21 protein-coding genes are annotated in these 25,562 nt (G+C 72.7%); 8 read left to right on the top strand and 13 right to left on the bottom strand.

Annotated features, from left to right (window positions below; translation table 11 throughout):
- Positions 1 to 17 precede the first annotated feature (17 nt).
- Both BF93_RS16520 and fmdA read left to right on the top strand, forming a co-directional pair.
- Positions 18 to 305 carry an FmdB family zinc ribbon protein gene (locus BF93_RS16520; RefSeq protein WP_038374160.1) on the top strand — a complete coding sequence of 96 codons (288 nt, stop codon included), beginning with the start codon at positions 18 to 20 and terminating at the stop codon, positions 303 to 305.
- Positions 306 to 371: 66 nt separating this feature from the next.
- Positions 372 to 1,628 (top strand): formamidase, encoded by a 1,257-nt coding sequence (gene fmdA / locus BF93_RS16515; RefSeq protein ID WP_038374159.1) that lies wholly within the window; start codon positions 372 to 374, stop codon positions 1,626 to 1,628.
- Between the two features lie 37 nt (positions 1,629 to 1,665).
- Here fmdA and BF93_RS16510 read toward each other — a convergent pair whose 3' ends face one another.
- Positions 1,666 to 2,436 carry a phosphotransferase gene (locus BF93_RS16510; RefSeq protein ID WP_038374158.1) on the bottom strand — a complete coding sequence of 257 codons (771 nt, stop codon included), beginning with the start codon at positions 2,434 to 2,436 and terminating at the stop codon, positions 1,666 to 1,668.
- A 100-nt stretch (positions 2,437 to 2,536) separates the two neighbouring features.
- Positions 2,537 to 4,261 carry a dihydroxy-acid dehydratase gene (ilvD, locus tag BF93_RS16505; protein WP_038374157.1) on the bottom strand — a complete coding sequence of 575 codons (1,725 nt, stop codon included), beginning with the start codon at positions 4,259 to 4,261 and terminating at the stop codon, positions 2,537 to 2,539.
- A gap of 214 nt (positions 4,262 to 4,475) precedes the next feature.
- Between ilvD and dnaK the strand changes: the two genes are divergently transcribed.
- The 4 genes from dnaK (at position 4,476) to BF93_RS16485 (ending at position 8,570) form a co-directional block, all read left to right on the top strand.
- On the top strand, positions 4,476 to 6,335 hold the full coding sequence (dnaK, locus tag BF93_RS16500) for a molecular chaperone DnaK (RefSeq protein WP_038374156.1): 1,860 nt from the start codon (positions 4,476 to 4,478) through the stop codon (positions 6,333 to 6,335).
- On the top strand, positions 6,335 to 6,973 hold the full coding sequence (locus tag BF93_RS16495) for a nucleotide exchange factor GrpE (RefSeq protein WP_038374155.1): 639 nt from the start codon (positions 6,335 to 6,337) through the stop codon (positions 6,971 to 6,973). Before dnaK ends, BF93_RS16495 begins: the two co-directional genes overlap by 1 nt.
- Positions 6,974 to 7,057: 84 nt before the next feature.
- Positions 7,058 to 8,071 (top strand): DnaJ C-terminal domain-containing protein, encoded by a 1,014-nt coding sequence (locus BF93_RS16490; RefSeq protein WP_038374154.1) that lies wholly within the window; start codon positions 7,058 to 7,060, stop codon positions 8,069 to 8,071.
- A gap of 64 nt (positions 8,072 to 8,135) precedes the next feature.
- Entirely contained in the window at positions 8,136 to 8,570 is a 435-nt protein-coding gene (locus BF93_RS16485; RefSeq protein ID WP_038374152.1) for a heat shock protein transcriptional repressor HspR, read from the top strand.
- Positions 8,571 to 8,598: 28 nt separating this feature from the next.
- On the opposite strand, the gene BF93_RS16480 is transcribed toward BF93_RS16485, so the two are convergent.
- The 4 genes from BF93_RS16480 to BF93_RS16465 all read right to left on the bottom strand — a co-directional run bounded on the left by BF93_RS16480 (position 8,599) and on the right by BF93_RS16465 (position 12,460).
- On the bottom strand, positions 8,599 to 9,705 hold the full coding sequence (locus tag BF93_RS16480) for a glycosyltransferase family 4 protein (protein ID WP_051487113.1): 1,107 nt from the start codon (positions 9,703 to 9,705) through the stop codon (positions 8,599 to 8,601).
- Positions 9,699 to 10,469, bottom strand: coding sequence for a TVP38/TMEM64 family protein (locus tag BF93_RS16475; RefSeq protein ID WP_232226475.1), 771 nt, complete (start codon positions 10,467 to 10,469; stop codon positions 9,699 to 9,701). The genes BF93_RS16480 and BF93_RS16475 overlap by 7 nt, the downstream gene beginning before the upstream one ends.
- Positions 10,466 to 11,731: a glycosyltransferase family 4 protein gene (locus BF93_RS16470; protein ID WP_051487112.1), complete on the bottom strand. Its 1,266-nt coding sequence runs from the start codon at positions 11,729 to 11,731 to the stop codon at positions 10,466 to 10,468. Before BF93_RS16470 ends, BF93_RS16475 begins: the two co-directional genes overlap by 4 nt.
- 231 nt (positions 11,732 to 11,962) lie before the next feature.
- Positions 11,963 to 12,460 (bottom strand): YbhB/YbcL family Raf kinase inhibitor-like protein, encoded by a 498-nt coding sequence (locus tag BF93_RS16465; protein ID WP_051487111.1) that lies wholly within the window; start codon positions 12,458 to 12,460, stop codon positions 11,963 to 11,965.
- A 60-nt stretch (positions 12,461 to 12,520) separates the two neighbouring features.
- On the opposite strand from BF93_RS16465, the gene BF93_RS16460 reads away from it, so the two are divergent.
- On the top strand, positions 12,521 to 13,789 hold the full coding sequence (locus tag BF93_RS16460) for a carboxylate--amine ligase (RefSeq protein WP_038374151.1): 1,269 nt from the start codon (positions 12,521 to 12,523) through the stop codon (positions 13,787 to 13,789).
- A complete protein-coding gene (locus tag BF93_RS16455; protein ID WP_051487110.1) occupies positions 13,786 to 14,595 on the top strand; it encodes an aspartate/glutamate racemase family protein in 810 nt (269 codons plus the stop codon). The genes BF93_RS16460 and BF93_RS16455 overlap by 4 nt, the downstream gene beginning before the upstream one ends.
- 197 nt (positions 14,596 to 14,792) lie before the next feature.
- Here the strand turns inward: BF93_RS16455 and BF93_RS16450 are convergent, their stop codons facing one another.
- From BF93_RS16450 to BF93_RS16420, 7 genes are all read right to left on the bottom strand, one after another.
- Positions 14,793 to 15,794, bottom strand: coding sequence for a hypothetical protein (locus BF93_RS16450; protein ID WP_156954184.1), 1,002 nt, complete (start codon positions 15,792 to 15,794; stop codon positions 14,793 to 14,795).
- 475 nt (positions 15,795 to 16,269) lie between these two features.
- Positions 16,270 to 17,544, bottom strand: coding sequence for a carboxylate--amine ligase (locus tag BF93_RS16445; RefSeq protein WP_038374147.1), 1,275 nt, complete (start codon positions 17,542 to 17,544; stop codon positions 16,270 to 16,272).
- An 84-nt stretch (positions 17,545 to 17,628) separates the two neighbouring features.
- On the bottom strand, positions 17,629 to 19,314 hold the full coding sequence (locus BF93_RS16440) for a glycoside hydrolase family 13 protein (protein WP_038374146.1): 1,686 nt from the start codon (positions 19,312 to 19,314) through the stop codon (positions 17,629 to 17,631).
- A gap of 155 nt (positions 19,315 to 19,469) precedes the next feature.
- Positions 19,470 to 21,497 carry a glycoside hydrolase family 13 protein gene (locus tag BF93_RS16435; RefSeq protein ID WP_038374145.1) on the bottom strand — a complete coding sequence of 676 codons (2,028 nt, stop codon included), beginning with the start codon at positions 21,495 to 21,497 and terminating at the stop codon, positions 19,470 to 19,472.
- Entirely contained in the window at positions 21,494 to 22,390 is an 897-nt protein-coding gene (locus BF93_RS16430) for a sugar ABC transporter permease (protein ID WP_038374143.1), read from the bottom strand. Before BF93_RS16430 ends, BF93_RS16435 begins: the two co-directional genes overlap by 4 nt.
- 20 nt (positions 22,391 to 22,410) lie before the next feature.
- Positions 22,411 to 23,988, bottom strand: a complete 1,578-nt coding sequence (locus BF93_RS16425; RefSeq protein ID WP_038374142.1) for an ABC transporter permease subunit — start codon at positions 23,986 to 23,988, stop codon at positions 22,411 to 22,413.
- 187 nt (positions 23,989 to 24,175) lie between these two features.
- The gene (locus tag BF93_RS16420) at positions 24,176 to 25,468 is read right to left on the bottom strand and encodes a sugar ABC transporter substrate-binding protein (protein WP_038374141.1); all 1,293 of its coding nucleotides are present in this window, start codon (positions 25,466 to 25,468) and stop codon (positions 24,176 to 24,178) included.
- Positions 25,469 to 25,562 lie beyond the last annotated feature (94 nt).

The raw sequence follows: 25,562 nt of genomic DNA, 5'->3' as shown, positions 1-25,562 counted from the left end.
TTCACAAGGAGGCCCGGGTGCCCGTCTACGAGTTCCGCTGCGAGAGCGACCACCTGCACGAGCGCGTGCTGCCGATCGCGGCCGAGGAGCGCACGGCCCCCTGCCCCGACTGCGGCGGCACCTCGAGGCGGCTGATCAGCGCCCCCGGGCTGAGCCGCCTGGCCACGGCGCAGGCCCGCGCCATCTCCGCCGCGGAGGACAGCGCGCATGCCCCGGCGGTCGTGGACCGCGTGCCCGGGGCGGGGGACCGCCGCCCGGCCCGCATCACCCGCGACCCGCGCCACGCGAGACTGCCCCGCCCCTGAGGCGCGGCCCGGAACGAGCGGGTCCGAGCCGCGGGCCCGCCGTGGATGAGAGGAAGCAGGACTGCCATGCCGACGAACGTCTTCCCGCTGGATTCCGCCAAGCCCTTCACCGAGCAGGAGCACCTCGGCCACAACCGCTGGCACCCCGACATCCCGCCGGCCGTGAGCGTCCGGCCCGGCGACACCTTCCGTGTCGACTGCCGGGAATGGTTCGACGGCGCGATCCACAACGACGACTCCGCCGAGGACATCGCCGCCGCGCCGCTGAACACGGTCCATGCCCTGTCCGGGCCGTTCCGCATCGAGGGCGCGAAGCCGGGGGACCTGCTGATCGTCGACATCGTCGACGTCGGCCCCATCCCGCAGGAGGACTCCGGGCCGCTGGCCGGGCAGGGCTGGGGCTACACGGGCATCTTCGCCAAGCGCAACGGCGGCAGCTTCCTCACCGACCAGTTCCCCGACGCGTACAAGGCGATCTGGGACTTCCGCGGCGACCGGGCCACCTCCCGCCACGTCCCCGGCGTCGAGTTCACCGGCATCATCCATCCCGGCCTGATGGGCACCGCCCCGTCGCCGGAGCTGCTCGCGCGGTGGAACCAGCGCGAGGGCGCCCTCATCGCGACCGATCCCGAGCGGGTGCCGCCGCTGGCGCTGCCGCCCGAGCCCGACGGGGCGATCCTCGGCGGCGTCCCCGAGGCCGATCGGGACCGGGTCGCGGGAGAGGCCGCCCGCACCGCCCCGCCGCGCGAGAACGGCGGCAACCAGGACATCAAGAACCTCACCAAGGGCACCCGCGTGTTCTACCCGGTCTTCGTGGACGGGGCGAACCTGTCCCTCGGCGACCTGCACTTCTCCCAGGGCGACGGCGAGATCACCTTCTGCGGCGGCATCGAGATGGGCGGGTTCATCGATCTGCACGTCGACGTCATCGAGGGCGGGATGGAGAAGTACGGCGTCACCGAGAACGCGATCTTCATGCCGGGCAACACCGCGCCGCAGCACAGCCGGTGGCTGTCCTTCTCGGGCACCTCGGTGACGCTCGACGGCGAGCAGCGCTACCTCGACTCCCATCTCGCCTACCAGCGGGCCTGCCTGCACGCGATCGACTACCTGTCCACCTTCGGCTGGTCGAAGGAGCAGGCCTACCTGCTGCTGGGCGCCGCGCCGATCGAGGGCCGGCTCTCCGGCGTGGTCGACATCCCCAACGCCTGCGCCACGGTGTACTTGCCGCTGGACATCTTCGACATCGACATCCGGCCGGGCTCCGGCGAGGTGCCGAGGATCGACCCGGGGATCGGGGCGCCGCGCGCGAGCGTCGGCTGACCGGTCCCGGCCCGGGCGGGTCCCGCTCCCTGCGGCGTCAGGGCGTGAGCGCCCGGGCCCACAGCTCCTGGTGGCGCGCCACGTGCTCGGCGGCGCGCCGCCAGTGCTCGCCGTGCCCGGAGACGAACATCGACCCCCAGGGCTCGCGTCCCGCCCGGTGCGAGGACTCCAGCAGGTCGAGCATCGCGCGGGTGCGCCGGGCCATCGCCGCGGGCAGGGCGTCCCGCAGCGCCGCATCGGCCCCGTAGCCGTCCACGAGGGCCGCGAGATCCGCCGCCGCGGCGGCGGGATCCGCGGTCGCGTCGTTCAGGGTGAAGGCCTGCGCCGAGTACGCCAGATCCCACAGCCGCGTGCTCGGCCCCGCGCCGTCCCAGTCGATGAAGACCCAGCGCTCGCCGACCACCAGGTTCCAGGGGGTGAGGTCGTTGTGGCAGATGAGATCGGCGCCCTCGACCGGAAGGATCCCCGCGGGCAGGGGAGCGGCGGGCCGGAAGCTCTCGCTCGCATCGTGGATCGCGCGGATCATCGCCCCCGCGCGTCCCAGCTCCCCGCGGGTCAGCGGCGGGCCGTCCAGGGCGATCGGGCCGGGGACGAACTCGGTGACCATCCGTCCCTGCGCGTCGCGGCCGCGGGGCTCGGGCAGGTCCACGCCCTGCGCCCGCACGTGCGCCATGAAGTCGAGGACCCCCGCGGCCGACGGGGTCCAGGGCTTGCGCACCGTGTCACCGACCCGCACCACGCCGGCGGTGGCATTGCCTCCGCCGAGCGCCTGCTCGTCATCGGGTCTCGGCTCCAGCTCATCGCGCATCGGGTTACCGTAGCCCCGCAGTGCCGGGCTCGGCACCGCATTTTCCCTGCGTCCGCACCCGCACCCGCACCCCGGCCCGCGCCCGCGTGGGCGCCCCGGCTCAGCCGTCGAGGATCGCGCCGCGCGAGGCGGACTGCACCAGGCGCACGTACTTGCCCAGCACGCCGCGCCGCGCGACCGGCGCGGGCGGGGTCCAGGCGGCGCGGCGCCGCTCGAGCTCGGCCGGATCGACCAGCAGGTCCAGGCCGCCGGCGCCCACGTCCAGGCGGATGCGGTCCCCGTCCTCCACCAGGGCGATCGGGCCGCCGTCCACGGCCTCCGGGGCGATGTGCCCCACGCACAGCCCGGAGGTGCCGCCCGAGAACCGCCCGTCGGTCATGAGCAGGACGTCCTTGCCCAGGCCCGCGCCCTTGATGGCGCCGGTGATGGCGAGCATCTCGCGCATGCCCGGACCGCCCTTGGGCCCCTCGTAGCGGATCACCACCACGTCGCCGTGGTCGATGGTGCCATCGGCCAGGGCGTCCAGCGCCTGCTGCTCGCGGTCGAAGACCCGCGCCGTCCCCTCGAACACGTCCGCCTCGAAGCCGGCGGACTTCACCACCGCCCCCTCCGGGGCGAGGCTCCCGTGCAGGATGGTGATCCCGCCGGTCGGGGCGATCGGCGCGGAGGCCGGGCGCAGCACCGTGCCATCGGCCGGCAGCGGCTTCAGCGCCTCGAGGTTCTCGCCGACGGTGCGGCCGGTGACGGTCAGGCAGTCCCCGTCCAGCAGGCCCTCGTCCAGCAGGATCTTCATGACCACCTGGATCCCGCCCACGTGGTCGACGTCGTTCATGACGAAGCGTCCGTAGGGCTTGAGATCGGCCAGATGCGGCACCTTCGCGCCGATGCGGGCGAAGTCCTCGAGGGACAGGTCGACCTCCGCCTCGTGCGCGATGGCCAGCAGGTGCAGCACGGCGTTGGTGGAGCCGCCGAAGGCCTGCACCACGGCGATCGCGTTCTCGAAGGCGGGGCGGGTCATGATCTGCCGGGCGGTGATCCCCTGGCGCAGCATCCCCACCACCGCCTCGCCGGCCTGGCGGGCATGCGCGTCGCGCCGGCGATCGGCCGACGGCGGCGTGGCCGAGCCCGGGATAGACATGCCCATCGCCTCGGCGACGCTCGCCATCGTGTTGGCCGTGTAGTAGCCGCCGCAGGCCCCTTCTCCCGGGCAGATCGAGCGCTCGATGCGGCCGACGTCCTCCCGGCTCATCAGCCCGCGGGCGCAGGCGCCCACCGCCTCGAAGCCATCGATCAGGGTGACGTCCTTGACGGTGCCGTCCGAGAGCGTCACGCGCCCCGGCATGATCGTCCCGGCGTAGACGAACACGCTCGCCAGGTCCAGGCGGGCCGCGGCCATCAGCATGCCCGGCAGCGACTTGTCGCATCCCGCCAGCAGCACGGACCCGTCCAGCCGCTCGGCCTGCATCACCGTCTCCACCGAGTCGGCGATGACGTCCCGGGAGACCAGCGAGTAGTGCATGCCCTCGTGACCCATCGAGATCCCGTCGGAGACCGAGATCGTCCCGAACTGCAGCGGGTACCCGCCGCCGGCGTGCACGCCCTCCTTCGCGGCGCGCGCCAGGCGGTCCAGGGACAGGTTGCACGGGGTGATCTCGTTCCACGAGCTGGCGATGCCGATCTGCGGCTTCTCCCAGTCGGCGTCGCCCATCCCCACCGCGCGCAGCATCCCGCGGGAGCCGGTGGCGGACAGCCCGTCGGTCACCTGCCGGCTGCGGGGCTTGAGATCCGGGCGGGCAGAGGCGGTGGCGTCGTCGTCGAGGCTCATCCTCCGAGGGTAGTCCGCAGTGACGCCCGACACACCCTCTCCGCCCGGGAATGCGGGGGCCGACCGCGTAGTTGAGTCAGATGTACTCAAGTTCGGTGACAGCCCGTTTGACAGGTCCGCGCCACGGTCCTGTACTTGAGTCCGTACAGCTCAAGCTGCGCCCCCGTCGGGGCGCGCGCACAGTGCGGCTCGCGCCGCAGAAAGGCAGGCACCCATGTCCCGTGTCGTCGGAATCGACCTCGGAACCACCAACTCGGTCGTCGCGGTCCTCGAGGGCGGCGAGCCCACCGTCATCGCCAACGCCGAGGGCCTGCGCACCACCCCCTCCGTCGTGGCCTTCTCCAAGCAGGGCGAGGTCCTCGTGGGCGAGGTCGCCAAGCGCCAGGCGGTCACCAACGTCGACCGCACCATCTCCTCGGTCAAGCGCCACATGGGCACCGACTGGACCACCCAGATCGATGACAAGAGCTACACCCCGCAGGAGATCTCCGCCCGCATCCTGGGCAAGCTCAAGCGCGACGCCGAGTCCTACCTGGGCGAGACGGTCACCGACGCGGTCATCACCGTGCCGGCGTACTTCTCCGACTCCGAGCGCCAGGCCACCAAGGACGCCGGGCAGATCGCCGGCCTGAACGTCCTGCGCATCATCAACGAGCCCACCGCCGCGGCCCTCGCCTACGGCCTCGAGAAGGGCAAGGACGACGAGCAGATCCTGGTCTTCGACCTCGGCGGCGGCACCTTCGACGTGTCCCTGCTCGAGGTGAGCAAGGACGAGGACGGCTCGACCATCCAGGTCCAGGCGACCGCGGGCGACAACCGCCTCGGCGGCGACGACTGGGACCAGAAGATCGTCGACTGGCTGATCTCCCAGGTCAAGACCAAGGACGGCGTCGACCTCGGCAAGGACCGCATCGCCCTGCAGCGCCTCAAGGAGGCCGCCGAGCAGGCGAAGAAGGAGCTGTCCTCGGCGTCCAGCACCAACATCTCCCTGCAGTACCTCTCCATGACGGAGAACGGCCCCCTGCACCTGGACGAGAAGCTCACCCGTGCGCAATTCGAGGACATGACCAAGGACCTCCTCGAGCGCACCAAGGCGCCCTTCCACCAGGTCATCAAGGACGCGGGCGTCAAGCTCTCCGACATCGACCACGTGGTCCTCGTCGGCGGCTCGACCCGTATGCCGGCCGTGTCGCAGGTCGTCAAGGAGCTCACCGGCAAGGAGCCCAACAAGGGCGTCAACCCCGATGAGGTCGTCGCCGTGGGCGCCGCCCTGCAGGCCGCCGTCATCAAGGGCGACCGCAAGGACGTGCTGCTCATGGACGTCACCCCGCTGAGCCTCGGCATCGAGACCAAGGGCGGCGTGATGACCAAGCTCATCGAGCGCAACGCGGCCATCCCGACCAAGACCTCCGAGGTGTTCTCCACCGCGGACGACAACCAGCCCTCGGTGGCCATCCAGGTGTTCCAGGGCGAGCGTCAGTTCACCCGCGACAACAAGCTGCTGGGCACCTTCGAGCTCACCGGCATCGCCCCCGCGCCGCGCGGCATCCCGCAGATCGAGGTCACCTTCGACATCGACTCCAACGGCATCGTCCACGTGACCGCGAAGGATCGCGGCACCGGCAACGAGCAGTCCATCCAGATCACCGGCGGCTCCGCGCTGTCCGATGAGGAGATCGACCGCATGGTCAAGGACGCCGAGGCCCACGCCGCCGAGGACGAGGAGCGCCGCAAGAACGCCGACGCCCGCAACACCCTCGAGCAGCTCGTCTACCAGGGCGAGACCCTGCTCAAGGACAACGCGGACAAGGTCGCCGACGGCGACCGCACCAAGGCCGAGGACGCCATCTCCTCCGCCAAGGAGGCCCTGGCCAAGGAGGACGCGGCGACCGCCGACCTCGAGTCCGCGCGCGATGCGCTGAACGAGGCCCTGCAGGCCGTCGGCACCGCCATCTACGCGCAGCAGCAGGCCGCGCCCGAGGGCGAGGCCGGCGCCGAGTCCGGGGCGTCCTCCTCCGAGGACGATGACGTGGTCGACGCCGAGATCGTGGACGAGGACGAGGAGAAGAAGTGATGAGCGAGGACCACAGCACCCCGGACCCGGCCGAAGGCTCGGAGCAGGGCGAGCCGCGGTTCTCCTTCACGGACAAGCGCAAGGTGAACCCGGAGGACGGCAGCGTCCGTCCTCCGGCGGATCCCGCCGCCGAGGACGTCGACCCGATCGACGCCGAGGCCGCGGAGCTGTTCGAGCAGGCCGCGTCGGGAGCCGACGACTCCCGCGTCGCCGAGCTCGAGAAGCAGGTCGCCGACCTCTCCGAGACGCTCAAGCGCGATCAGGCCGAGTACGTCAACTCCCGCCGACGGATCGAGGCGAGCGCGGAGGCGGGCAAGGAGGCGGCCATCGGCCGGGTGATCTCCTCGCTGATCGGCGTGCTCGACGACATCGACCTGGGCCGCCAGCACGGCGACATCGTCGAGGGGACCCCGTTCCACGCGATCAGCCAGAAGCTCGAGAGCGCGCTGGGTGCCCACGGGCTCGAGCGCTTCGGCGCCGTGGGGGACGAGTTCGACCCGACCATCCACGAGGCCCTCATGCACGAGGACTCCGACGAGGTCGAGGTCAACACCGTCAAGATGGTCATGCAGGCCGGCTACCGGATGAACGGCCGCGTGCTGCGGCCGGCCCGCGTGGCCACCTACGGCCCGCAGTGACCCCCGGCGGGGCCGTCGGAGCATCGCTCCGGCGGCCCCGCCACCCCCAGCATCCACGTCCCACGCTCCTGGAAGGAGGCGCGCATGTCCGGACAGGACTGGCTCGACAAGGACTTCTACGCGGTCCTCGGCGTCTCGAAGGACGCGACCGCGGCGGAGATCAAGAAGGCGTACCGGAAGAAGGCCAAGGAGCTGCACCCGGACCGCCACCCCGGCGACCCCGCCGCGGAGGACCGCTTCAAGGCGGTCGGTGAGGCGTACTCCGTGCTCAACGACGCGGAGCAGCGCCAGCAGTACGACGCGATCCGTGCCATGGGCTCCGGCGGCGCCCGCTTCGCCTCCGGTCCCGGCGGCGGGGCCGGCGGCTTCGAGGACGTCTTCTCGGCCATGTTCGGCGGCGCGCCGGGCGGCGGGAACGTCCGCTTCGGCGGCCCGGCCGGGCCCGCAGGCCCGGGGGGCGCCAACCCCTCCATGGAGGACATCCTGTCGATGTTCGGCGGGGGCGGCGGCTTCGCCGGCGCCGGCCCGTCGACCGCGCAGCGCACCCCGCCGGCCGGGGCCGATCTCAGCGCGAGGGCGAAGCTCAGCTTCCGCCAGGCCGCCGAGGGCACGGAGCTCACGGTCACCGTGGGCGGTCGAAACGTGACCGCGCGCATCCCCGCAGGGGTGCACGACGGGCAGAAGATCCGCCTGCGCGGCAAGGGACAGCCCAGCATCCACGGCGGGCCCGCCGGGGACCTGCTGCTCACCCTGGAGGTCGCCCCGCACCCGGTGTGGTCGGCCGACGGCGCCAACCTGCGCATTACCGTGCCCGTCTCCTTCGACGAGGCGGTGCTCGGCACCACCCTCGAGGTCCCGCTGTTCGACGGCGGGAGCGTGCGCATGAAGGTGCCCGCGGGGACCCCTTCGGGGCGGACCCTGCGCGCCAAGGGCAAGGGGCTGAAGACCTCCAAGGGGACCGGCGACCTGCTGGTCACTCTCGAGGTCGCGGTCCCGAGCCACGTCGAGGGCAAGGCCCGCGCAGCGGTCGAGGACCTGCGCGCCGCGCTCGCCGACGAGGATCCGCGTCGAGGCCTCACGGAGGCCGCGGCGCGCTGAGCCGGCGGCCCGGCCGCGCCCGCGGCCGGGCCGGACGCCACGCTGGACCAGGAGGTGGAGAGCAGTGGCCGCATCGCATCGGCTGGACGAGAACGCCCCCGTGTTCGTGATCTCCGTGGCCGCGGAGCTGTCGGGCATGCACCCGCAGACCCTGCGCCAGTACGACCGGATGGGGCTGGTCTCCCCGCGGCGCGCCGCCGGCCGCGGCCGGCGCTACAGCCCCCGCGACGTGGTGCGCCTGCGCGAGGTGCAGCGCCTCTCCCAGGAGGAGGGCATCAACCTCGCCGGGATCAAGCGGATCCTCGAGCTGCAGGACCAGGTGCGCGACCTCAGCGACCAGCTCTCCGCCGTCCACGCCGCGGTCGAGAAGCTGGCCGGCACGGACGGCCGGGTCTTCGCCGCCGACAGCAGCGGGCAGGTCAGCGCGCTGCGCCGGGGGCAGCGTCCGCGACGCCCCAGCTCCGGCGGGGCGCTGGTCCTGTGGGGCGACCGCCGCTGACCGTCGCGGCTCCCCCCGCGCGGCGGGGTCAGCCGGCGGCGACCCCGCGGTAGAACTCCCGCCACTGCCGGGCGACGCTCGCCCGGTCGTAGGCGGCGGCTCCGCGCCGGGCCGCATCCCGGGCCTGCTCGCGCACCGGCCCCGGCGCCAGGACGCCCTCGAGCGCCTCCACGAACGGCGCGATCTGCCCGGACTCCGCCTCCACGCGCCGCGCGTAGTCGGCGAGGACCCCCTCGTAGTAGACGAGCTCGCGCACCACCACCGGGGTGTGCGCCGCCATCGCCTCGAGGATCGTCATCGGGAACAGCTCCTCGAAGGACGGCAGGAAGAAGCAGTCGGCGAGGTTGACGTGCAGGTTCATCCGCTCCCGCGGGACCATCCCGAGCAGGCGCACGTTCGCCGGCAGGTCCTCGGCGGCCTCCCGGATGCGGGAGTGCCCGGCCGTGATCCGGCCGAAGGAGAACCCGCCGGCCCACAGGAACTGCACATCGGGCATCGCCCGGGCCACGTCGAGGAAGTCGAAGAAGCCCTTGCGCACCTGCAGCTGCCCGGCGCACAGCACCACCGGGCGCGACGGGTCCAGCCCCAGCTCCTCCCGCAGCGCCGCGACCTGCGCGGCGCCCTCGGGATCGGTCAGCGGGCGGAAGTCCTGCTCGGAGACGAAGTTGGGGATGAACGCGATGCGCTCGGCGTCGAAGCCGTAGTCCTCGGCGAGCTTGCGGATGAACCAGGGGTTCACCGTCACCAGCTGGTCCATCGAACGGTAGAACCGCAGCATGTACGCGTCGAAGACGGCCCGCGCCGGGCGGGGCAGCGTGATCGAGTCGTGGACGGTCTCGGGGATGAAGTGCACGTGGCCGACGGTGCGTCCGCGACGCCGGATCATCGGCACCCGCGCCAGGAACTCCGGGTTGATGGAGTGGAAGTGGTTCACGTCCCCGGCGCGACGGGCACGGTCGACGACGTCGAACTCGTCGCCGAGCTCCGCCGTGATCAGCGCGACCTGCTCGAGGTAGGCGGAGCCGACGCCCTGGCCCTGCACGGAATCGGCCTTGGAGAACGCGTGGATGCTCACGCGGCCGGTGGCGGCGGCCGGGCCGCGGCGGGGGCCGCCGGGGCGGGTCGCGGTCACCACGGCCAGAACCTCGTGAGCAGGGCGGAGACGCCGAGGCCGTAGGCCAGCAGCGTCCAGGGCTTGCCGGCGAAGATGATCAGGGCGTAGGTGCGCCAGCGCATCCGGGTGGTGCCGGCGAGGTAGCACAGCAGGTCATCGGGGGCGACGGGCAGCACGATCGCCACGGCGAAGGCGCGCGAGAAGTGGCCGCTGCGCGTCCACCCCAGGTACTTCTCGACCGTGCGGGGGGAGAACATCCGCTCGATGAGCCCCAGGCCCACCTGCCGGCCTATCGCGAAATTCAGCATGGACCCGGCGCAGATCGCGAGGTAGCTGTACAGGATCCCCTCGACGGGGCCGAACAGCAGCGGCGCCGCGATCACCAGCAGCCCGCCGGGGACGATGGGGAACACCGTCGCGGCGAGGGCGGCGCCGAAGAACACCAGCGGCCCCCACAGACCCAGGGAGTCGATGAAGCTCTGCAGGTGCTCCAGCGAGCGCAGCACCCCCGACTGCATGCCCCACGCCATCAGAGCGGCGCACACCGCCAGCCCGGCCAGCGGCGCGAGGCGGGCGATGATGCGCAGCGGGTCGCGGCGGGCCGAGGCGCTGTGCGCCGGGGCCGATGCGGTCGATGCCTCCGAGGGGGCCGATGCCTCCGACGGGGCCGGCGTCTGCGTGGAGCGCTGCGCGGCGCGCAGCGTGCTGACCCGGCGATCCACCGTCTCCAGGCCCTCGGCCAGGGTGCGGCGGGCGTCTGCGGCCATCGGCGCGACCGTGCTCATGCGCTGACCCCCAGGTCCTCGCCCATCAGGCATGCCGCGGTGAGGGCGGCGCCCATGTACCGGGCATCGGCCCGGCGGGCGACGACCCCGCTGTAGACGTCCAGGACGGAGCGGGCGAAGGCCTCCGCCCCGCAGGTGGTGCGGGCGTGCTCCAGCGCCGCGGCGGCCATCCGCTCGCGCTGCGCGGAGGAGTCGGCGATCGCGGACAGCCCGCGCTCGAAGCCGGCGGAGTCCTCGTAGCAGTACCCGGTCTCGCCCTCGAGGACGACGGCCTCCAGGGACTCGTCGCGGCGGCACAGCAGCGGCAGGCCGCAGGCGAGGGCCTCGATGAAGGTCAGCCCCTGGGTCTCCGAGAGCGACGCGCTGACGAACACGTCGCCGATCCGGTACCAGCGGGCCACCTCCTCGGGGTCGACGACACCGACGAAGCGGACCCGATCGGACACGCCCAGCCGGGCGGCGCGCTCCTCGAGCTCGGCGCGGTAGGGGCCGTCGCCCACCAGCACCAGCACGGCGTCGGGACGGTCGACCGCGGCGACGTGGTCGAGCACCTCGTCGAGGTTCTTCTCCTTGGCCAGGCGGCACACCGACAGCAGCACCGTGTCCTGGGGCGCGATGCCCAGGCTCTCGCGCAGGGAGGCGGCATCGGACCGCTCCGCCGCCGTGCGCGCCGGGCGGAAGCGCTCCAGGTCCAGCCCCGTGGGGACGACGTGCACGGGCCGCTCGACCCGGTAGCCCTCCAGCAGGCGGGCCACCTTCGCTGTCGGCGCGATCACCGCGTCCGTCGAGTGCAGCAGCTTGCGCGAGAAGGTCGCCACGGCCTTGCGGCCCATCGTGCGGCTGGGGGAGTAGTAGTGGGTGTAGTCCTCGTAGATCGTGTGGTACGTGTGCACTAGGGGGACGTCGAGGTCGCGGGCGATCCGCCGCGCCCACACATGGGTGGAGAACTCGCACTGCGAATGGACGACGTCCGGTCCCCAGTCGAGGATCTCCCGCAGCACCCCGCGGTTGGAGAGCATCCCGATGCGGGCCTGGTCGTAGACCAGCGCCGCGGAGACGGAACCGAGCTCGTACACGCCGTCACGTCGCCGCGAGCGCAGGCCGGGGGCGAGCGTCAGGACGCGGACCTCGCAGCCCAGGGACTCGAGCTCGCGGCGCAGCGTGGTCACCGAGGCGACCACGCCGTTGACGACCGGCTCCCACCAGTCGGTCGTCAGGAGGACCTTGAGGGTCGGGGAGGAGGGACGGTGCGTCTCGGACATGGTGCCAGGCTCCCATCGCTCGGGCGCCGAAGGATCCTCCCCAGGGAGGGACCGGGTCCTCCCGAGGGATGATCTCCGGCCCTGCCCCGGGGCTCCGTCGGTGCGGTGACCACAGGTTCGTGCGTGCATGGAACGACACTATGGCGGCAGCGGAACCCCCTGACAGGGGATGCGCCCGGAGCGTTGGTGAGTGTTTCCCCCTGGTGCCCCGGGGCGTCACCTGGTAGAGGGCTACTGGGCCTGATAGGTCGCGGTGAAGGAGGCGGAGGACAGCTGCTGGGTGAAGATCGCGAAGCGCGCCTGGACATGCGGCTGATCGGCGTCCACGCCGAGCTGGGCCACCGGCAGCGCATGCACGGTGAAGATGTACCGGTGCGGCGGGCCCGCCGGGGGCTGCGGGCCGTCGTAGCCGCGTCGGCCGAAGTCGTTGACCGCCTGCTGGAGGCTCGCATCGTCGCGGGCCAGGCCGAGCGGGAGGGAGGTGGCATCGCCCGGGATGTCCCAGGCGATCCAGTGCCAGAACCCCGACCCCGTCGGGGCATCGGGGTCGTAGCACGTCACGGCGAAGGACGCGGTGCCCTCCGGGGCCCCGGTCCAGGAGAGATCCGGAGAGAGGTCCTCCCCGCCCAGCTCCGTCACCAGCTGCTGCGGCGCCACGACCGAGCCCGAGGGCGTCGCGGTCGAGGAGAGGAGGAACCGGGTGTCGGTCGTCACGTCATCGGTGGTCATGGAGCAAGGGTAGGGAGAGTCGCATCCTCTGTCGAGGGTGCCGCACCTAGACTGCACGTCATGTCGAATGCCGCACCCGTGCCCGCCGCACCGCCCGTCCAGCCCGTGATCGTGGGCGGCGACATCGGCGCCTACTCCCTGGCGCGGGCGTTCCACGAGGCCTACGGTGTGCGCTCGATCGTCATCAGCCGGCTGCGCGGCTGGCACGTGGACCGCTCCGCGATCATCGAGAACGTCTCCTGCCCGGATCCCTTCGACCCCGCGCAGCTCGCCCCCGTCCTCGCGCAGGTGGCCGCCGCACACTCCGGCGCGCCGGTGATGCTGCTCGGCTCGGCCGATGCGACCGTCAAGGCGATCATCGCCGTGCGCGACACGATGGGCGCCCTGCCCGGGGGCTGGACCGCGCCGTACGTCGGGATGGACGCCTTCCGCGCCGGCACCGAGAAGCAGAACTTCACGGCCCTGTGCGAGCGCCTGGGCGTGGACCACCCCGCCACCCGCGTCGTCGATCTCGCCCAGGAGGTCGACCCCGACCTCGAGGTCCCCTTCACCTACCCGGTCATCGCCAAGCCGGCCGAGGTCTCGGAGTGGAAGAAGGCGGACTTCGCCGGCAAGTCGAAGGTCCACACCGTCGCCTCCCGCGCCGAGCTGCTGGACCTGCTGCGCCGCATCCGCGAGGCCGGGTACCGCGAGTCGATCATCGTCCAGGACCGCGTCCCCGGCGACGACCAGGCCATGCGGATCCTCACCTGCTACTGCGACGCCGACTCCCGGGTGCGCTTCGCCTCCTACGGGCGCACCCTGCTGGAGGAGCACAGCCCGGGCGCCATCGGCAACCCGGCCGCGATCATCACCGCCGTGGACCCGGACGTCGTCGACCAGGCCCAGCGGCTGGTCCGCGAGCTGGGCTGGACCGGCTACGCCAACTTCGACCTCAAGTACGACCACCGCGACGGGCGCACCAAGTTCTTCGAGCTGAACCCGCGTCTGGGCCGCTCGAACTACTACGTCACCGCCGGCGGGCACAACCCGGTGACCTGGTACGTGCGCGAGCACCTCGGCGAGGGCCTCGGAGCGGCCGGCGAGATCCTCCAGGAGCAGCAGGAGGCGCTGTACACCGTGGTCCCCGTCGCCCTGGTGCGCCGCTACACGACCCTGCCCGATGCCAAGGAGCAGCTGCGCCGCGTCGTCGCCGCCCGCCGCGTGCGCAACCCCCTGCTGTACCCGGGCGTGGAGAAGGACCCGCGCCGCTGGGCGACCATCGCCGCGGCCATGCTCAACTACGTGCGCAAGTTCCATCGCTACTACCGTCCCGAGGACTTCCGGTGAGCGCGGGCCCGGGCGGGCGGATCGCGCCGGAGGACTGGTCCGCGCAGGTCGTGGGCGTGCTCGGCGGGCTGGGCCCGGCGGCGACGAGCGTGTTCCTCGACATCCTCGTCCGGGCCACCGATGCCGCCAGCGACCAGGACCACCTGGATCTGCTCGTCTCCCAGCACTCGACCACCCCGGATCGGACCGCGCGGATCCTCGACCCCGCGGCCCCGGACCCCGGCATCGTCATCGCCCGCGACGCCCGCATGCTCGAGCGGGCCGGGGCCACGCTGCTGGTGATGCCCTGCAACACCGCCCATCACTTCGTGCGCCAGGCCGAGGAGGCCACCACCGCGCCGTTCCTCAGCATCGTGGAGCTCACCGCCGAGGTCGCCGCCCGCCGCGTCGGCGCCCCCGCCTCCGCCGGGGCCGGCGCCTCCGCCGGGGGCGGCGCCGTGGCCCCGGTGGCCGTGTTCGCCACCGAGGGCAACGTGCGCGCCGAGGTGTACCAGCAGGCGCTCGAGCAGGCCGGGGCGCGCGCCTGGATCCCCTCGCGCGACCTCCAGGACCGCGTCAACGCGATCATCTACGACCAGGTCAAGGCCGGGCGCCCGGTGGACATGGAGATGTTCGAGGGCTGCGTCGCCGAGGCGATCGACGGCGGCGCCGGCACCGTGGTGCTGGGCTGCACCGAGCTCAGCGTCGTCTACGACCAGCAGGGCCTGCGCGGCGACCCGCGCCTGACCGACTCCCTCACCGAGCTGGCCACCGCGACCATCCTCGCCGCCGGCAAGCAGGTCAGCCCCGCCTTCCGCCCCGCCTGACCCCGCCCGTGCCCGACCCGGCCTCTGCCTCGGCGCCTCCGCCGCAGGCTCGGCCCGCACCTCGGCGCCGTCCGCCGCACCGCGACATGTCGATCTGCGTCGCGTGAACAGGGGCTCATGCGACGCAGATCGACCTCTGGCGTCTCACGGGGCGTGGCGACCATGCCGAGGTCGCCATGGGGGCGGACCTCGCGCGGTCATGGCTGCCATCCCCGCTCGGCCAGCGCGCGCCGGACGCGGTCCACGGCCTCGCGTGCGCAGTCGTGCATGTGGTCGTTCATGAGGCGGATCTCGGTCCATCCGATGCGCCGGAGGCGTTCGGCACGGTCGATGTCGCGGCGCACCTGTGCCGCGGTGCGATGGTCCGCTCCCTCGTACTCCGCCGCGACCTGCCACTGCGGCCATTGGAGGTCCGGCTCGTGCATCGGCCTGCCGTGCGGACCGATCACCGGGACGTTGAGCAGCGGTTCGGGGATTCCGGCGGCGAGGAGCCTCAGGCGCAGCTCGGTCTCTCGCGGGGAATCGGCGCCCACGCGCACCTGGTCCAGGACACGTGCCGCCCGGACCGCTCCGGGCCGACCCCGGCTCGATGCGACGAGGTGCGCCAGACCCTCGAGAGTGGCCCACGGGCCCGTCCTCCTGTTCTCGGCCCACGGCCGCGGCGACCGCACGAGGTGGTCTCCGATCTGCGTCAGGGCGAGGTCGGAGAGGTGCGCATCGGCGCCGGCCAGATCACGCCACGTCTGGGCGCGCGTCGTGATCCGTACCGGCCCGACCGTCGTGATGCTCGTCGGAGGCAGAGGAGCGAAGCGCGCCCGGGTTCCGGCGCGCCGCAGCCTTCGCGATCCGGGAGGAAGCGTCAGATCCACCGGCGCGTCCTGCTTCTGCAGGACGGATCGCGGCAGCGGAAGCTCCCAGATGCGCGCGGCGCTGAGCCGGGAGACGACAGCATCGGGCCGGTCGTGCTGCAGGGCGGCCGCGATCGCGATCTCGCTCGGCATCGCACCTGCCGGAGCGTAGAGCCCTGGGCCGATGCGCCGGACGTCTTGGCGTCGCAGACGCTCGGGCTGCACGCCCAGGTCGCGCGCCTCGGCGAGGGAGAAGACCCGATCGGCGATCGGAGCGGGCAGAGGGAGAAGCGGATGAGGCATGGGCGCCACCGTGCCAGCGCAGCGCGAACCATCCGCGTCGTCCTCCACATCCCCTTGGTCGCAGTGCCGACGTGGTACTCCTCCCCAGAGTGCTCGGTCGACATGCCCGCGAGGACGGCGCGCGTGCAGGGACCGCCGTCGTGCCGTGGGGACGGCGCACCGCGCAGGGGCCGCCGTCGTGTCGCGAGGACGGCGCGGGTGACGGCGCGCGGAGCGTGCCTCGAGGACGGCGACGGAAGGCCGACGCTGCCGGTGAGCGCACGAGGATTCCGGCGGGATTCGGTGTGGCGGCCGACACGCGGTGCGGTGGGCGACAGGCGGTGCGGTGGCCGACAGGTGGGAGCGGCGAGAAGTCGTTTTCTGTCGCTTGAACAGGGCTTCAAGCGACAGAAAATGACTTCTCGCGGGCTGGAGGGGCTCGCGGGGAGGGCTCGCGGGGCGGGGCGTGCGGGCGCCGAGGCCCGTCGGGCGGGGCGTGCGGGCGCGCCGGGGCCCGGCGGGGTGCGCGGAGGGGAGGGGCGCGTCAGAAGCCGGTGGAGGTGGGGCGGGGGTAGTAGCGCAGGAACTTCTTCACGTGGTTCAGCGCCACCATCCAGGCGTAGCGCTTGGCCCAGGCGCCCTCGGCGGGGTAGGCCCACGGGTTCGCGGTGCCGCGGCGGGCGACGGTGCGCACCCAGCGGCGCTGGGCCGGGTCGGTGACGTAGCGCAGCAGCAGCGGCAGGGGCACCAGCGAGTACAGGATCTCGTCGTAGCGGGTGAGCGGCTCGATCTCGCGGTGCTCGATGCGGTCGGCGACGACCACCCGGGAGACGTTCGCCCCGGCGGCGGTGTTGTAGTGCAGGTTCCGGCCGATCCGCGGGTTGACCTCGAAGAACTTCAGGACCCCGTCGCGCGGGTCCTCCTTGACGTCGAAGTTCGCGAAGCCGCGCCAGCCGGTCGCCTCGAGCATGCGGCGGGCCTGCTCGAGGGCCTCCGGCAGCTCGGTCGTGATCATGGCGGCGGGGCGGCCCAGGGCGTCGGGGGTGTGCTCCTCGAGCAGCACCCTCGCCGAGGTCAGCAGGGTCACCCGCCCCTGCTGGTCGACGTAGGCGGTGATGGAGCACATGGCGGTGTCGTCCCCGGGGATCAGCTCCTGGACGACCAGGCGGCCGCGGTAGCCGGCGCGCGCGATGGTGCGCAGCAGCTCGTCGAGCTCCTCGGGGCTCTGGACGAACCACACCTTCTTCTTCGCGGCGAAGCGCACCGAGGCCATGTCGGCCGTCTTCGCCGCCTTCATGACCAGGGGGAAGGGGATGTCGAAGGTCGGCGGCTGCCAGGCCTCGGCGGCCTCGGCGTCCTCGATGCCGCGCATGTCGACGATCTCGGTGTGCGGGGCGTGCACGCCGTGCGCCTCGCACAGCAGAGCGAACTCCGCCTTGTCCGAGACGCGGTCCAGCGTCTCCGCGTCGAGGATCGGGATCTCGTAGTGGGGCTCGAGGGCCTCGCGGTGGTCGCTGAGCAGCTGCACGACGGAATCGGCGTTGCACAGCAGCAGCTGCGGGCGCACGCCGCCGCGGGAGACGGCGAGGTCCACCAGCGCACCGACCATGTCCGCGTCCCCGGCGGAGGAGCCGAGCTCGACGAGGTCGCAGGCCACCGAACGGCGCATGGGCTCCAGGCCCACCTTCGTCACGATGGTCGCCACGGTCCCGTACTGCTCGTGGAAGGCGCGGGCGAAGGCGTAGATCCCCAGTCCCGAGCCGACCAGGACGAGGTCGAAGTCGGGGGCGGGCGCGGCGGCGGGGGCGGTCTCGGGCATGGCTGGGATCCTATCGACTGCTCGGCGTCCTGCCTCCCAGACGTCCCGGGCCGGTGGGACGTCTGGGGTGCAGGACACAGGGGCTCAGGCCCGGCGCAGCCAGACGGCGGCGTCGGCGGGCACGACTCCCGGGGCGGAGGGGACCGAGGCGATGAGCACCTCGGCGTCCCCGTCCGCCGCCGCGCCCGCGCCGTCCCCGGCGCCGCGGCCGGCGACATCGGCCACCGGGATGTCGGCGCCGGTGGTGTTCACGACCACGCGGATGCCGGCGTGGTCGATCGCCAGCACGCCCTCGGGGACGTCCGCGGCGAAGGTCAGGCCCTCTCCGGGCAGGCCCAGTCGCAGCTCCTTGCGCAGGCGCAGGGCGGCCCGGTACATCTCCAGGGTCGAGGCGGGATCGCCGTCCTGGACATCGGCCGCGAGCTGTCCGAACTCGGCGGGCTGGGGGAGCCAGGACTTCCCGGTGGAGGAGAAGCCGTAGGCCGGGGCCTCGGCCGTCCAGGGCAGCGGCACCCGGCAGCCGTCGCGGCCGGGCACGCCGCCGCGCTTGTGGGCGGGGTCCTCGCGCAGGGCGTCGGGGATGTCGCGGACCTCGGGCAGGCCCAGCTCCTCGCCCTGGTACAGGTAGGCGGAACCGGGCAGGGACAGCATGAGCAGCGACGCGGCGCGGGCGCGGCGCAGCCCGAGCTCGGCATCGGGCACCTCGTCCCGGGCCAGGCCGGAGCCGAAGCGGTGGTCGGGGGCGAACCCGTAGCGGCTGGCGTGGCGGATCACGTCGTGGTTGGAGAGGACCCAGGTGGTGGGCGCGCCCACCGCATCGGCCAGGTCCAGCGGCTTCTCGATGGCGGCGCGCATCGTCTCGACGCCCCAGCGGGCCTGGAGGAACCCGAAGTTGAAGGACTGGTGCGCCTCCTCGGGGCCGATGTACAGCGGCAGGCGCTTCTCGGGGATCCAGGCCTCGAGCACCATCATGCGGTCGCCCTCGTAGGAGTCCAGGATCGGCCGCCACTCGCGGTAGATCTCCAGGACGCCGTCGTTGTCGAAGTAGACGGGGACCTCTCCCTCGGGGATGTCGAGCAGACCCTCGGCGGTGACCGTCGCGTCGGGCAGGCCGTCGGGCTTGACCATGCCGTGGGCGACGTCCACGCGGAAGCCGTCCACGCCGCGGTCCAGCCAGAACCGCAGCACGTCCGCGAACAGCTCGTGGACGGCGGGGTTGTCCCAGTTCCAGTCGGGCTGGGTGCTGTCGAAGATGTGCAGGTACCACTGGCCGGGGCTGCCGTCGGCCTCGGTGATCCGCGTCCAGGCGGGGCCGTGGAAGATCGAGGTCCAGTTGTTCGGGGGCAGCTCGCCGTGCTCGCCCCGGCCGTCGCGGAACATGTACATGTCCCGCTCGGGGGAGCCGGGCCCGGCGGCCAGGGCCCGCTGGAACAGGACGTGCTCGCTCGAGGAGTGGTTCGGGACGATGTCTGCGATCACCTTGATCCCCACCTCGTGGGCGCGGGCGATGAGCTCGTCGGCGTCGGCGAGGGTGCCGAAGCGGGGGTCGACGTCGGTGTAGTCGGCGACGTCGTAGCCGGCGTCGTGCTGTGGCGAGGTGTAGAAGGGCGAGAGCCAGATCGCGTCCACGCCGAGCTGCGCGAGGTAGGGCAGCCCCGCGGTGACGCCGGGCAGGTCGCCCATCCCGTCACCGTTCGAGTCCGCGAAGGAGCGGGGGTACACCTGGTAGACGACGGCGTCGCGCCACCACTGGTCGTGCTGCGGGGACATGCGGGGATGCTTCCTTCCGATGGGGTGCTGCTCGCCCGGCGGGCGAAGGACGGGGAGCCCGGGGGCTCGGACGCGGCGGGCGCGTCAGGTGGGGCGGGACCGACGGGGACGGCGGGGCGGTCGGGAGCGGCGGTCGCGCCGGGGATGCGGGACGGTCAGGATCGTCGGGCGCGCCAGAAGGCCGCGCCGGGGCCGGCGGCCCGGATCGTGAGGAGCGCACCGTCCGCGCTCCCCCCGACGTTCCCCTCGGCGTGGATCTCCTCGAGGCCGATGATCCCGGTCCAGCCTCGCAGATCGAGCTCCACCGGCCCGGGCCGGGAGGCACGGGCGAGGACGACGATCACATCGCCCTCGGGATGGGTGCGCGCGAGGACCAGCAGGTCCTCCTCGACGTGCAGGAGGCCGATGCCGCCCCGCCGCAGGGCGGGCTCGCGCCGGCGCAGGCCCAGCAGGGCCCGGGTCGCCCGCAGCACCTCGGCGTCCACGGGCGCGGAGCCCTCCGATGCCGGGCCGTCGCCGGGCGCGGAGCCGTCGGCGGGCGCGGAGCCGTCGGCGGGCGCGGCGTCGTCGACGGCCGCGATCGCCGCCCAGGGCATGGGCGTGCGGGAATGCTCGCCGGTGCTGCCCTCGGCGCCGATCTCGTCGCCCGCGAAGAGCGTCGGCACGCCCGGCAGGGCCGCGAGGGCCGCCACGGCGACGATCTGCCGCTCCCGGGTGCCGACGACGGTGCGGGTGCGGGGCGTGTCGTGGCTGGAGAGCTGGTTCTGCGAATGCAGCCGGGACGGCCACGGCATGTGCGCGTTGTAGTCCACCAGGGTGCGGGCGATCGCCGGGCCGGGCAGGCGCGGGACGGTGGTGGGCAGGCCCAGCCAGTTCAGGGTCGAGCCGGGCTCGGCCAGCCACGCCCACAGCGGCCGCGTGAAGCCGGTGTAGTTCATGGTGCCGTGCCAGCCGTCCCCGGCCAGGTCCCCGGTGGCGTCGTGGCCGTGCTCGGCCAGCAGCCAGGTCCCCTCGGGCATGGTCCCGCGCAGGGTGCGGGCCACCTCATGGGCGAGGTCGACGTCGTCGTGGCGGCCGGTCATGTTGGCCACGTCGATGCGCCAGCCGTCGGCCCAGACCGGCGGGGCGAGCCAGCGGCCCACCACGCTGTCGGGCCCCTCGAGCATGCGGGCCCGCAGCGCGGGGGAGCGGTGGTCGAGCTTGGGCAGGCTCGGCACCGCGTCCAGCCAGCTGCGGTAGGCGTGGGGGTGCTCGGTGAACAGGTAGAAGCCGGCCTCGACGGAGTCCGCATCGGCCTGGGCGGCGCGGAACCACTCGTGGGTGTCGCCGGTGTGGTTGGTGGTGAGGTCCAGCATCAGCCGCATGCCGCGCGCATGCAGCGCCTGCGACAGCCGCACCAGGGCCTCGTCCCCGCCCAGCAGCGGGTCCACCCGGTCGAAGGTCGCGGCGTCGTAGCGGTGCACGCTGCCGGCGGGGAACACGGGGGTGAGGTAGACGGTGTCCGCCCCGAGGGAGGCGATGTGGTCCAGGCGCTCGATGACGCCGTCCAGGTCGCCGCCGTACAGCTGCCGCCCGGTGATGTCGCCGCGCACGGCGGGCTCCTCGTCCCAGCGCATCGGCACCGCCCAGGCGGGCAGGTCCTGCGGGGCGGGGCGGCCCTCCGCGTCGACGGGGGCGCTCGCCGAGCGGGCGAAGCGATCGGGGAAGACCTGGTAGACGACCGCATCGGCGACCCACGCCGGAGCGGGCGGGTGCACCACCAGGCGGAAGTCCGTCGCATCGGCCACGTCCCAGGGGATCAGCCCGGCGGCGGTCAGCCACGCGTAGGCGGGGACGTCCCCGCCGCCGGGGCCGATGAGGCAGAAGCGGTAGGGGACCACCGGGTTCTCGGCGCGCAGGCGCACCTGCCACCAGGTGCCGGCCCCCGCCTCGGCGGGCGTCGGCTCTTCCGGCGCGGCATCGGCCGATGGCGCATCGGCGGCGGGCAGGGGCCGGGCCTCGCGGGTGCGGATCTCCCCGTCCACGACCGCGCGCAGCGCGACCGCGGTCACCGGGTAGGAGTCCGGGACCCAGACCCGCAGCACCGCCTCCTCGCCGAGGGCGTGCGCGGCCACGGGCACGCACAGCGGCCCGCTGTCGTGATGGGGCCGCCGGGGCAGGGGCGGCAGGGCGAGCTCGCTCATCCCTTCACCGCTCCCGCGGTGGAGCCGCCGACGATGTAGCGCTGCAGGAACTGGTACAGCACGATCACCGGGATCATGATCAGCACCGACCCGGCCGCGAACAGGCCCAGGTTGTTGGAGCGGTCCCCGGCGAGCATGCCGTACAGGCCCACCGCGAGCGTCTTGTTCTCGTCGCTGGTGAGGAAGATCGATCCGAGCAGGAAGTCGCTCATGACCCCGACCAGGCTCAGCAGCAGCGTGGTGGCGAGGATCGGCACCAGGGCCGGCAGCAGGATCCGGCGGAAGACCTGCCAGTGGCTCGCGCCGTCGATGGTGGCCGCCTCGTCCAGCTCCTTGGGCACGGTGTCGAAGAATCCCTTGATCAGCCAGACCTGCCCCAGGGAGCCGCCCAGCATGACGAGGATGTAGCCCGGCAGGGAGTCCAGGCCCAGCACGGGGATCGCCTGGCCGAGGTCCGAGATCATCGTGTAGATCGCGATCATCGACAGGATCGCCGGGAACATCATGATCAGCAGCAGGGCCAGCATGCCGCCGCGGCGGCCGCGGAAGCGCATGCGGCTGAACGCGTAGGAGGCCAGCACGGAGAGGAACACCTGCACGGAGGAGACCACGACGCACACGATGACCGTGTTGAGGTACCAGCGCACGAAGGGGCCGCGGGCTCCGGAGAGCAGGGTCTCGTAGTGCGTGAGGCTCACCTCGCGCGGCACCAGCCCGGAGGAGGACACGGTGCCCAGCGGGTTCAGCGAGGCCGAGACGACGAAGAGGATCGGGAAGACCGCGAAGGCGACGGCGAGGATGCCGACGACGTGGCGCCAGCCGATCTCGCCCATCCAGCGGCTGAACGGGAGGCGACGGGCCTCGGGGGCGGTGCGAGCAGTCTGCACAGACATGGCGGAGTCCTTCCGGGCCTTCAGTTGACGTCCTCGAGGACGTTCGCGAATCGGAACTGGATCGCGGCGAGGACGCCGGTGAGGATGAACAGGGCCACCGAGACCGCCGAGGCGAAGCCGAAGTCCGCTCCGGAGCCGCCGAAGGCGATGCGGTAGACCATCGAGATGAGGATGTCGGTCGCGCCGCGCGTGTACTCGTTGGCGGCGAAGGGGCCGCCGCCGGTGAGCAGCTCGATGGCGTTGAAGTTGTTGAAGTTGAAGGCGAAGGAGGCGACCAGCAGCGGCGAGACGGCCACCAGCAGCAGCGGTGCGATCACCCGGGAGGTGGTCTGCAGGCGGCTCGCGCCGTCGATCCGCGCGGCCTCGGTGAGCTCCTTCGGCACCGACTGCAGGGCGCCGGTGCACACGATGAACATGTACGGGAAGCCCATCCACAGGTTCGTCAGCAGCACGGCGGCCTTGGCGAGGGTGGGATCCCCGAACCAGTTCAGCGAGAGGCCGAGGGTCTGGTTGATCAGCCCGAAGTCGCGGTTGTAGAAGTTCGACCACACCAGCAGCGCGATGAACCCGGGCACCGCGTACGGCATCAGCAGCACGGAGCGGTACAGGCGGCGGCCGCGCAGGCGCTCGTCGTTGAGCACGAGGGCCAGGGCGAAGCCGACCAGGAAGGTCAGCAGCACGCTGCCGGCGGCGAACACGAGGGTCCACACGAAGGCGTCCGCGAACTGCCCGGCGAGCTTGCCGTCGGTGAACAGGCGCTCGTAGTTGGACAGGCCCACGCCCTGCAGCCAGGACTGCGGCATGCGCTCGCCGTCCTCGCTCACGAAGTACTCGGTGTCCCCGATCTTCTGCGGGGTGTAGACGGCGCCCGTCTGCGTGTTGGTGATGGCATCGGCGGCCTCGTCGTACTGGAGCACCTTGGTGCCCTCGAAGGCCTGGTCGATGCCCAGCAGGCGGATCGCGGTGGTCTCGTCGACCTCGACGGCGACCTCCTGCAGCGCGGCGTAGTTCGTGTTGATCTCGTCGGGGGTGAGGATCGCGGAGTCGTCGGCCGCGGTGACGAAGCCGTCGCGGACCGTGACGTCCGAGGCCGGGACCTGCTCGAGGGGGAGCTCCGGGCCGCCGCGGCGGATCTCCCCGCTGGCGGGATCCACCAGGTAGAAGACGTACGGACCCTCCTCGGCGGTGCCCTCGGTGGTGATGGTGAGGTTGTAGCGGGGGGAGTCCGGGGTCTGCTGCACGGAGTTGCCGGTGATCGCCGCGATCGCCTGCTCCTTGGTGCCCCGGCTGCCGTCGCCGAAGTTCGTGAAGGAGTAGCCGACGGTGAGGATGATCGGCGCGATGAGGAAGACGACCAGGAAGAACGTGCCGGGGAAGATGTACTTGCCGGGGATGAAGCGCCGGGTGGAGTAGAGCACGAAGATCGCGGCCGCCGCGGCCAGCACGACCGCCAGCCACAGCCAGGACTGCAGCCCCACGAGCACGGGCGCGATCCAGATCGTCACGGCGAGGACGGCGCCCAGGAACAGCGCCCGGGCGATCAGGGTGGTGGCGGACGTCCTGCGTGCCCGCTGCGCGGGCGCGGTCGTCGAGGTCATGGCGGGGTGCCTTTCGCGGGGGCAGCGGGGCTGCACGGCGGGAGGGCCGCAGGCCGGCCGGGGCGGCAGCGGCGGCGGGATCGGGCGGAGCGCGGGAGGGACGGACCCGCCCCGGGAGCGCAGGCGGGATGGGGACCGGGCGGGATGCGGAGTCCCGCCCGGTCCGTCCCTGCGGGGCGGTGGGCGCTCAGGCCCCGATCTCGCCGGCGATCTGCTCGCCGGCGCTGGTCATGACCTCGGCCGGGTCGGCGCCGCCGACGATGTTCGCCTGGGCCTGGCCCAGCGGCTTCCAGATCGCGGCCATCTCGGGGATGGAGGGCATCGGGTCGGCGCCCTCGGCGAGCTCGGCGATCTGGATCAGCTCCGGGCTGCCGGCGGCGAGCTCGGTCTGCAGCTCGAGGGAGACCGGCGGGAGCTCGTTGACGGCGAACATCTCGCGGGCCACATCGGGCGCGGAGGCGACGTCGGAGAGGAACTGCTGGGCGTAGGCGGGGTTCTTGGCCGCCGCGGCGACGTAGAAGGCGTTCACGCCGGCGAAGGGCTTGGCCGGCTGCATGCCCTCGAAGCCGGGCACCGCGCTCATGGTGAAGTCGATGCCGGCGGCCTTGATGTCCGCGAGCGCCCAGGGGCCGGAGACGAGGTAGGCGGCCTTGCCGTCGGTGAACAGGGAGATCGCGTTGTCGCCGGTGATGGAGGTCTTCAGCACGCCCTGCGCGCCGAGCTCCCCGATCTTGCCGCCCGCGGCGATCGAGCCCTCCTTGCCCACGCCCAGGTCGCTCGGGTCGAGGCCGCCCTCGGCGTCCGTGCCGAACAGGTAGCCGCCCCCGGAGGTGTACAGCGGCTCCATGTGGTAGGCGTCGCCCTCCTCGCCCACGGGCAGGGAGAGCACGTTCTCGGCCCCGCCGGCCTGCCCGGCGCTGACGAGCTCCTCGATCGACGCGGGGGAGGGGGCGTCGGTGAGGGCGTTGTTCGCGAACAGCACGAGCGTCTCGACGGCGTAGGGGACGCCGTAGGTCTGGCCGTCCAGCTGCACGGCGCTGAGGCCGATGGGGGCGATCTTGTCGGCAGCGTCCGCGGGCAGCTGCACCGGGGTGATGGAGGCGTTCTGGACCAGGTTGCCGATCCAGTCGTGCGCGCCGACGAGGACGTCGGGGCCGTTGCCGGCCTGGTTGGCGGTGACGAAGTTGGTCTGGAGGTCGTTGGCCACGGACTGCACGGCGACCGTGATCCCCTGGGCCTCGCCCCAGGCCGCGGCGGGCGCCTGGAGGGACTCGGCCTTCTTCTCATCGGCCCAGATGACGAGCTGGGCGTCGGCGCGCTGGGGGGCGCCCTCGGCGCCGCCCGCATCGGAGGCGCCGCCGGCATCGGAGGACCCGCCGGCGGCGGGATCCTCGCTCGTGCCGCCGCCGCAGGCGGACAGCATCGCGGAGGTGGCGCCGAGGGCGCCGAGGGCCAGGAAAGACTTGCGACGGATGAGCACCGTGATCTCCTTCGATTCGTGCGTGTGATGCGGGGAGCCGCTGTGCTCGCCCTGCAAGGACGACTGTAAGTGCTTGCGGCCCGGCGTGCAAGAA

Origin of the sequence: Brachybacterium phenoliresistens (assembly GCF_000576425.1) — a bacterium.
GTDB lineage: Bacteria > Actinomycetota > Actinomycetes > Actinomycetales > Dermabacteraceae > Brachybacterium > Brachybacterium phenoliresistens.
This window is presented reverse-complemented; position numbering and strand designations above follow the sequence as displayed.

Coding starts and splice junctions, on each gene's coding strand:
- fmdA (WP_038374159.1), top strand. CDS start 372: ATGCCGACGAACGTCTTCCCGCTGGATTCCGCCAAGCCCTTCACCGAG.
- BF93_RS16510 (WP_038374158.1), bottom strand. CDS start 2,436: ATGCGCGATGAGCTGGAGCCGAGACCCGATGACGAGCAGGCGCTCGGC.
- ilvD (WP_038374157.1), bottom strand. CDS start 4,261: ATGAGCCTCGACGACGACGCCACCGCCTCTGCCCGCCCGGATCTCAAG.
- dnaK (WP_038374156.1), top strand. CDS start 4,476: ATGTCCCGTGTCGTCGGAATCGACCTCGGAACCACCAACTCGGTCGTC.
- BF93_RS16495 (WP_038374155.1), top strand. CDS start 6,335: ATGAGCGAGGACCACAGCACCCCGGACCCGGCCGAAGGCTCGGAGCAG.
- BF93_RS16490 (WP_038374154.1), top strand. CDS start 7,058: ATGTCCGGACAGGACTGGCTCGACAAGGACTTCTACGCGGTCCTCGGC.
- BF93_RS16475 (WP_232226475.1), bottom strand. CDS start 10,469: ATGAGCACGGTCGCGCCGATGGCCGCAGACGCCCGCCGCACCCTGGCC.
- BF93_RS16470 (WP_051487112.1), bottom strand. CDS start 11,731: ATGTCCGAGACGCACCGTCCCTCCTCCCCGACCCTCAAGGTCCTCCTG.
- BF93_RS16465 (WP_051487111.1), bottom strand. CDS start 12,460: ATGACCACCGATGACGTGACGACCGACACCCGGTTCCTCCTCTCCTCG.
- BF93_RS16460 (WP_038374151.1), top strand. CDS start 12,521: ATGTCGAATGCCGCACCCGTGCCCGCCGCACCGCCCGTCCAGCCCGTG.
- BF93_RS16445 (WP_038374147.1), bottom strand. CDS start 17,544: ATGCCCGAGACCGCCCCCGCCGCCGCGCCCGCCCCCGACTTCGACCTC.
- BF93_RS16440 (WP_038374146.1), bottom strand. CDS start 19,314: ATGTCCCCGCAGCACGACCAGTGGTGGCGCGACGCCGTCGTCTACCAG.
- BF93_RS16435 (WP_038374145.1), bottom strand. CDS start 21,497: ATGAGCGAGCTCGCCCTGCCGCCCCTGCCCCGGCGGCCCCATCACGAC.
- BF93_RS16430 (WP_038374143.1), bottom strand. CDS start 22,390: ATGTCTGTGCAGACTGCTCGCACCGCCCCCGAGGCCCGTCGCCTCCCG.
- BF93_RS16425 (WP_038374142.1), bottom strand. CDS start 23,988: ATGACCTCGACGACCGCGCCCGCGCAGCGGGCACGCAGGACGTCCGCC.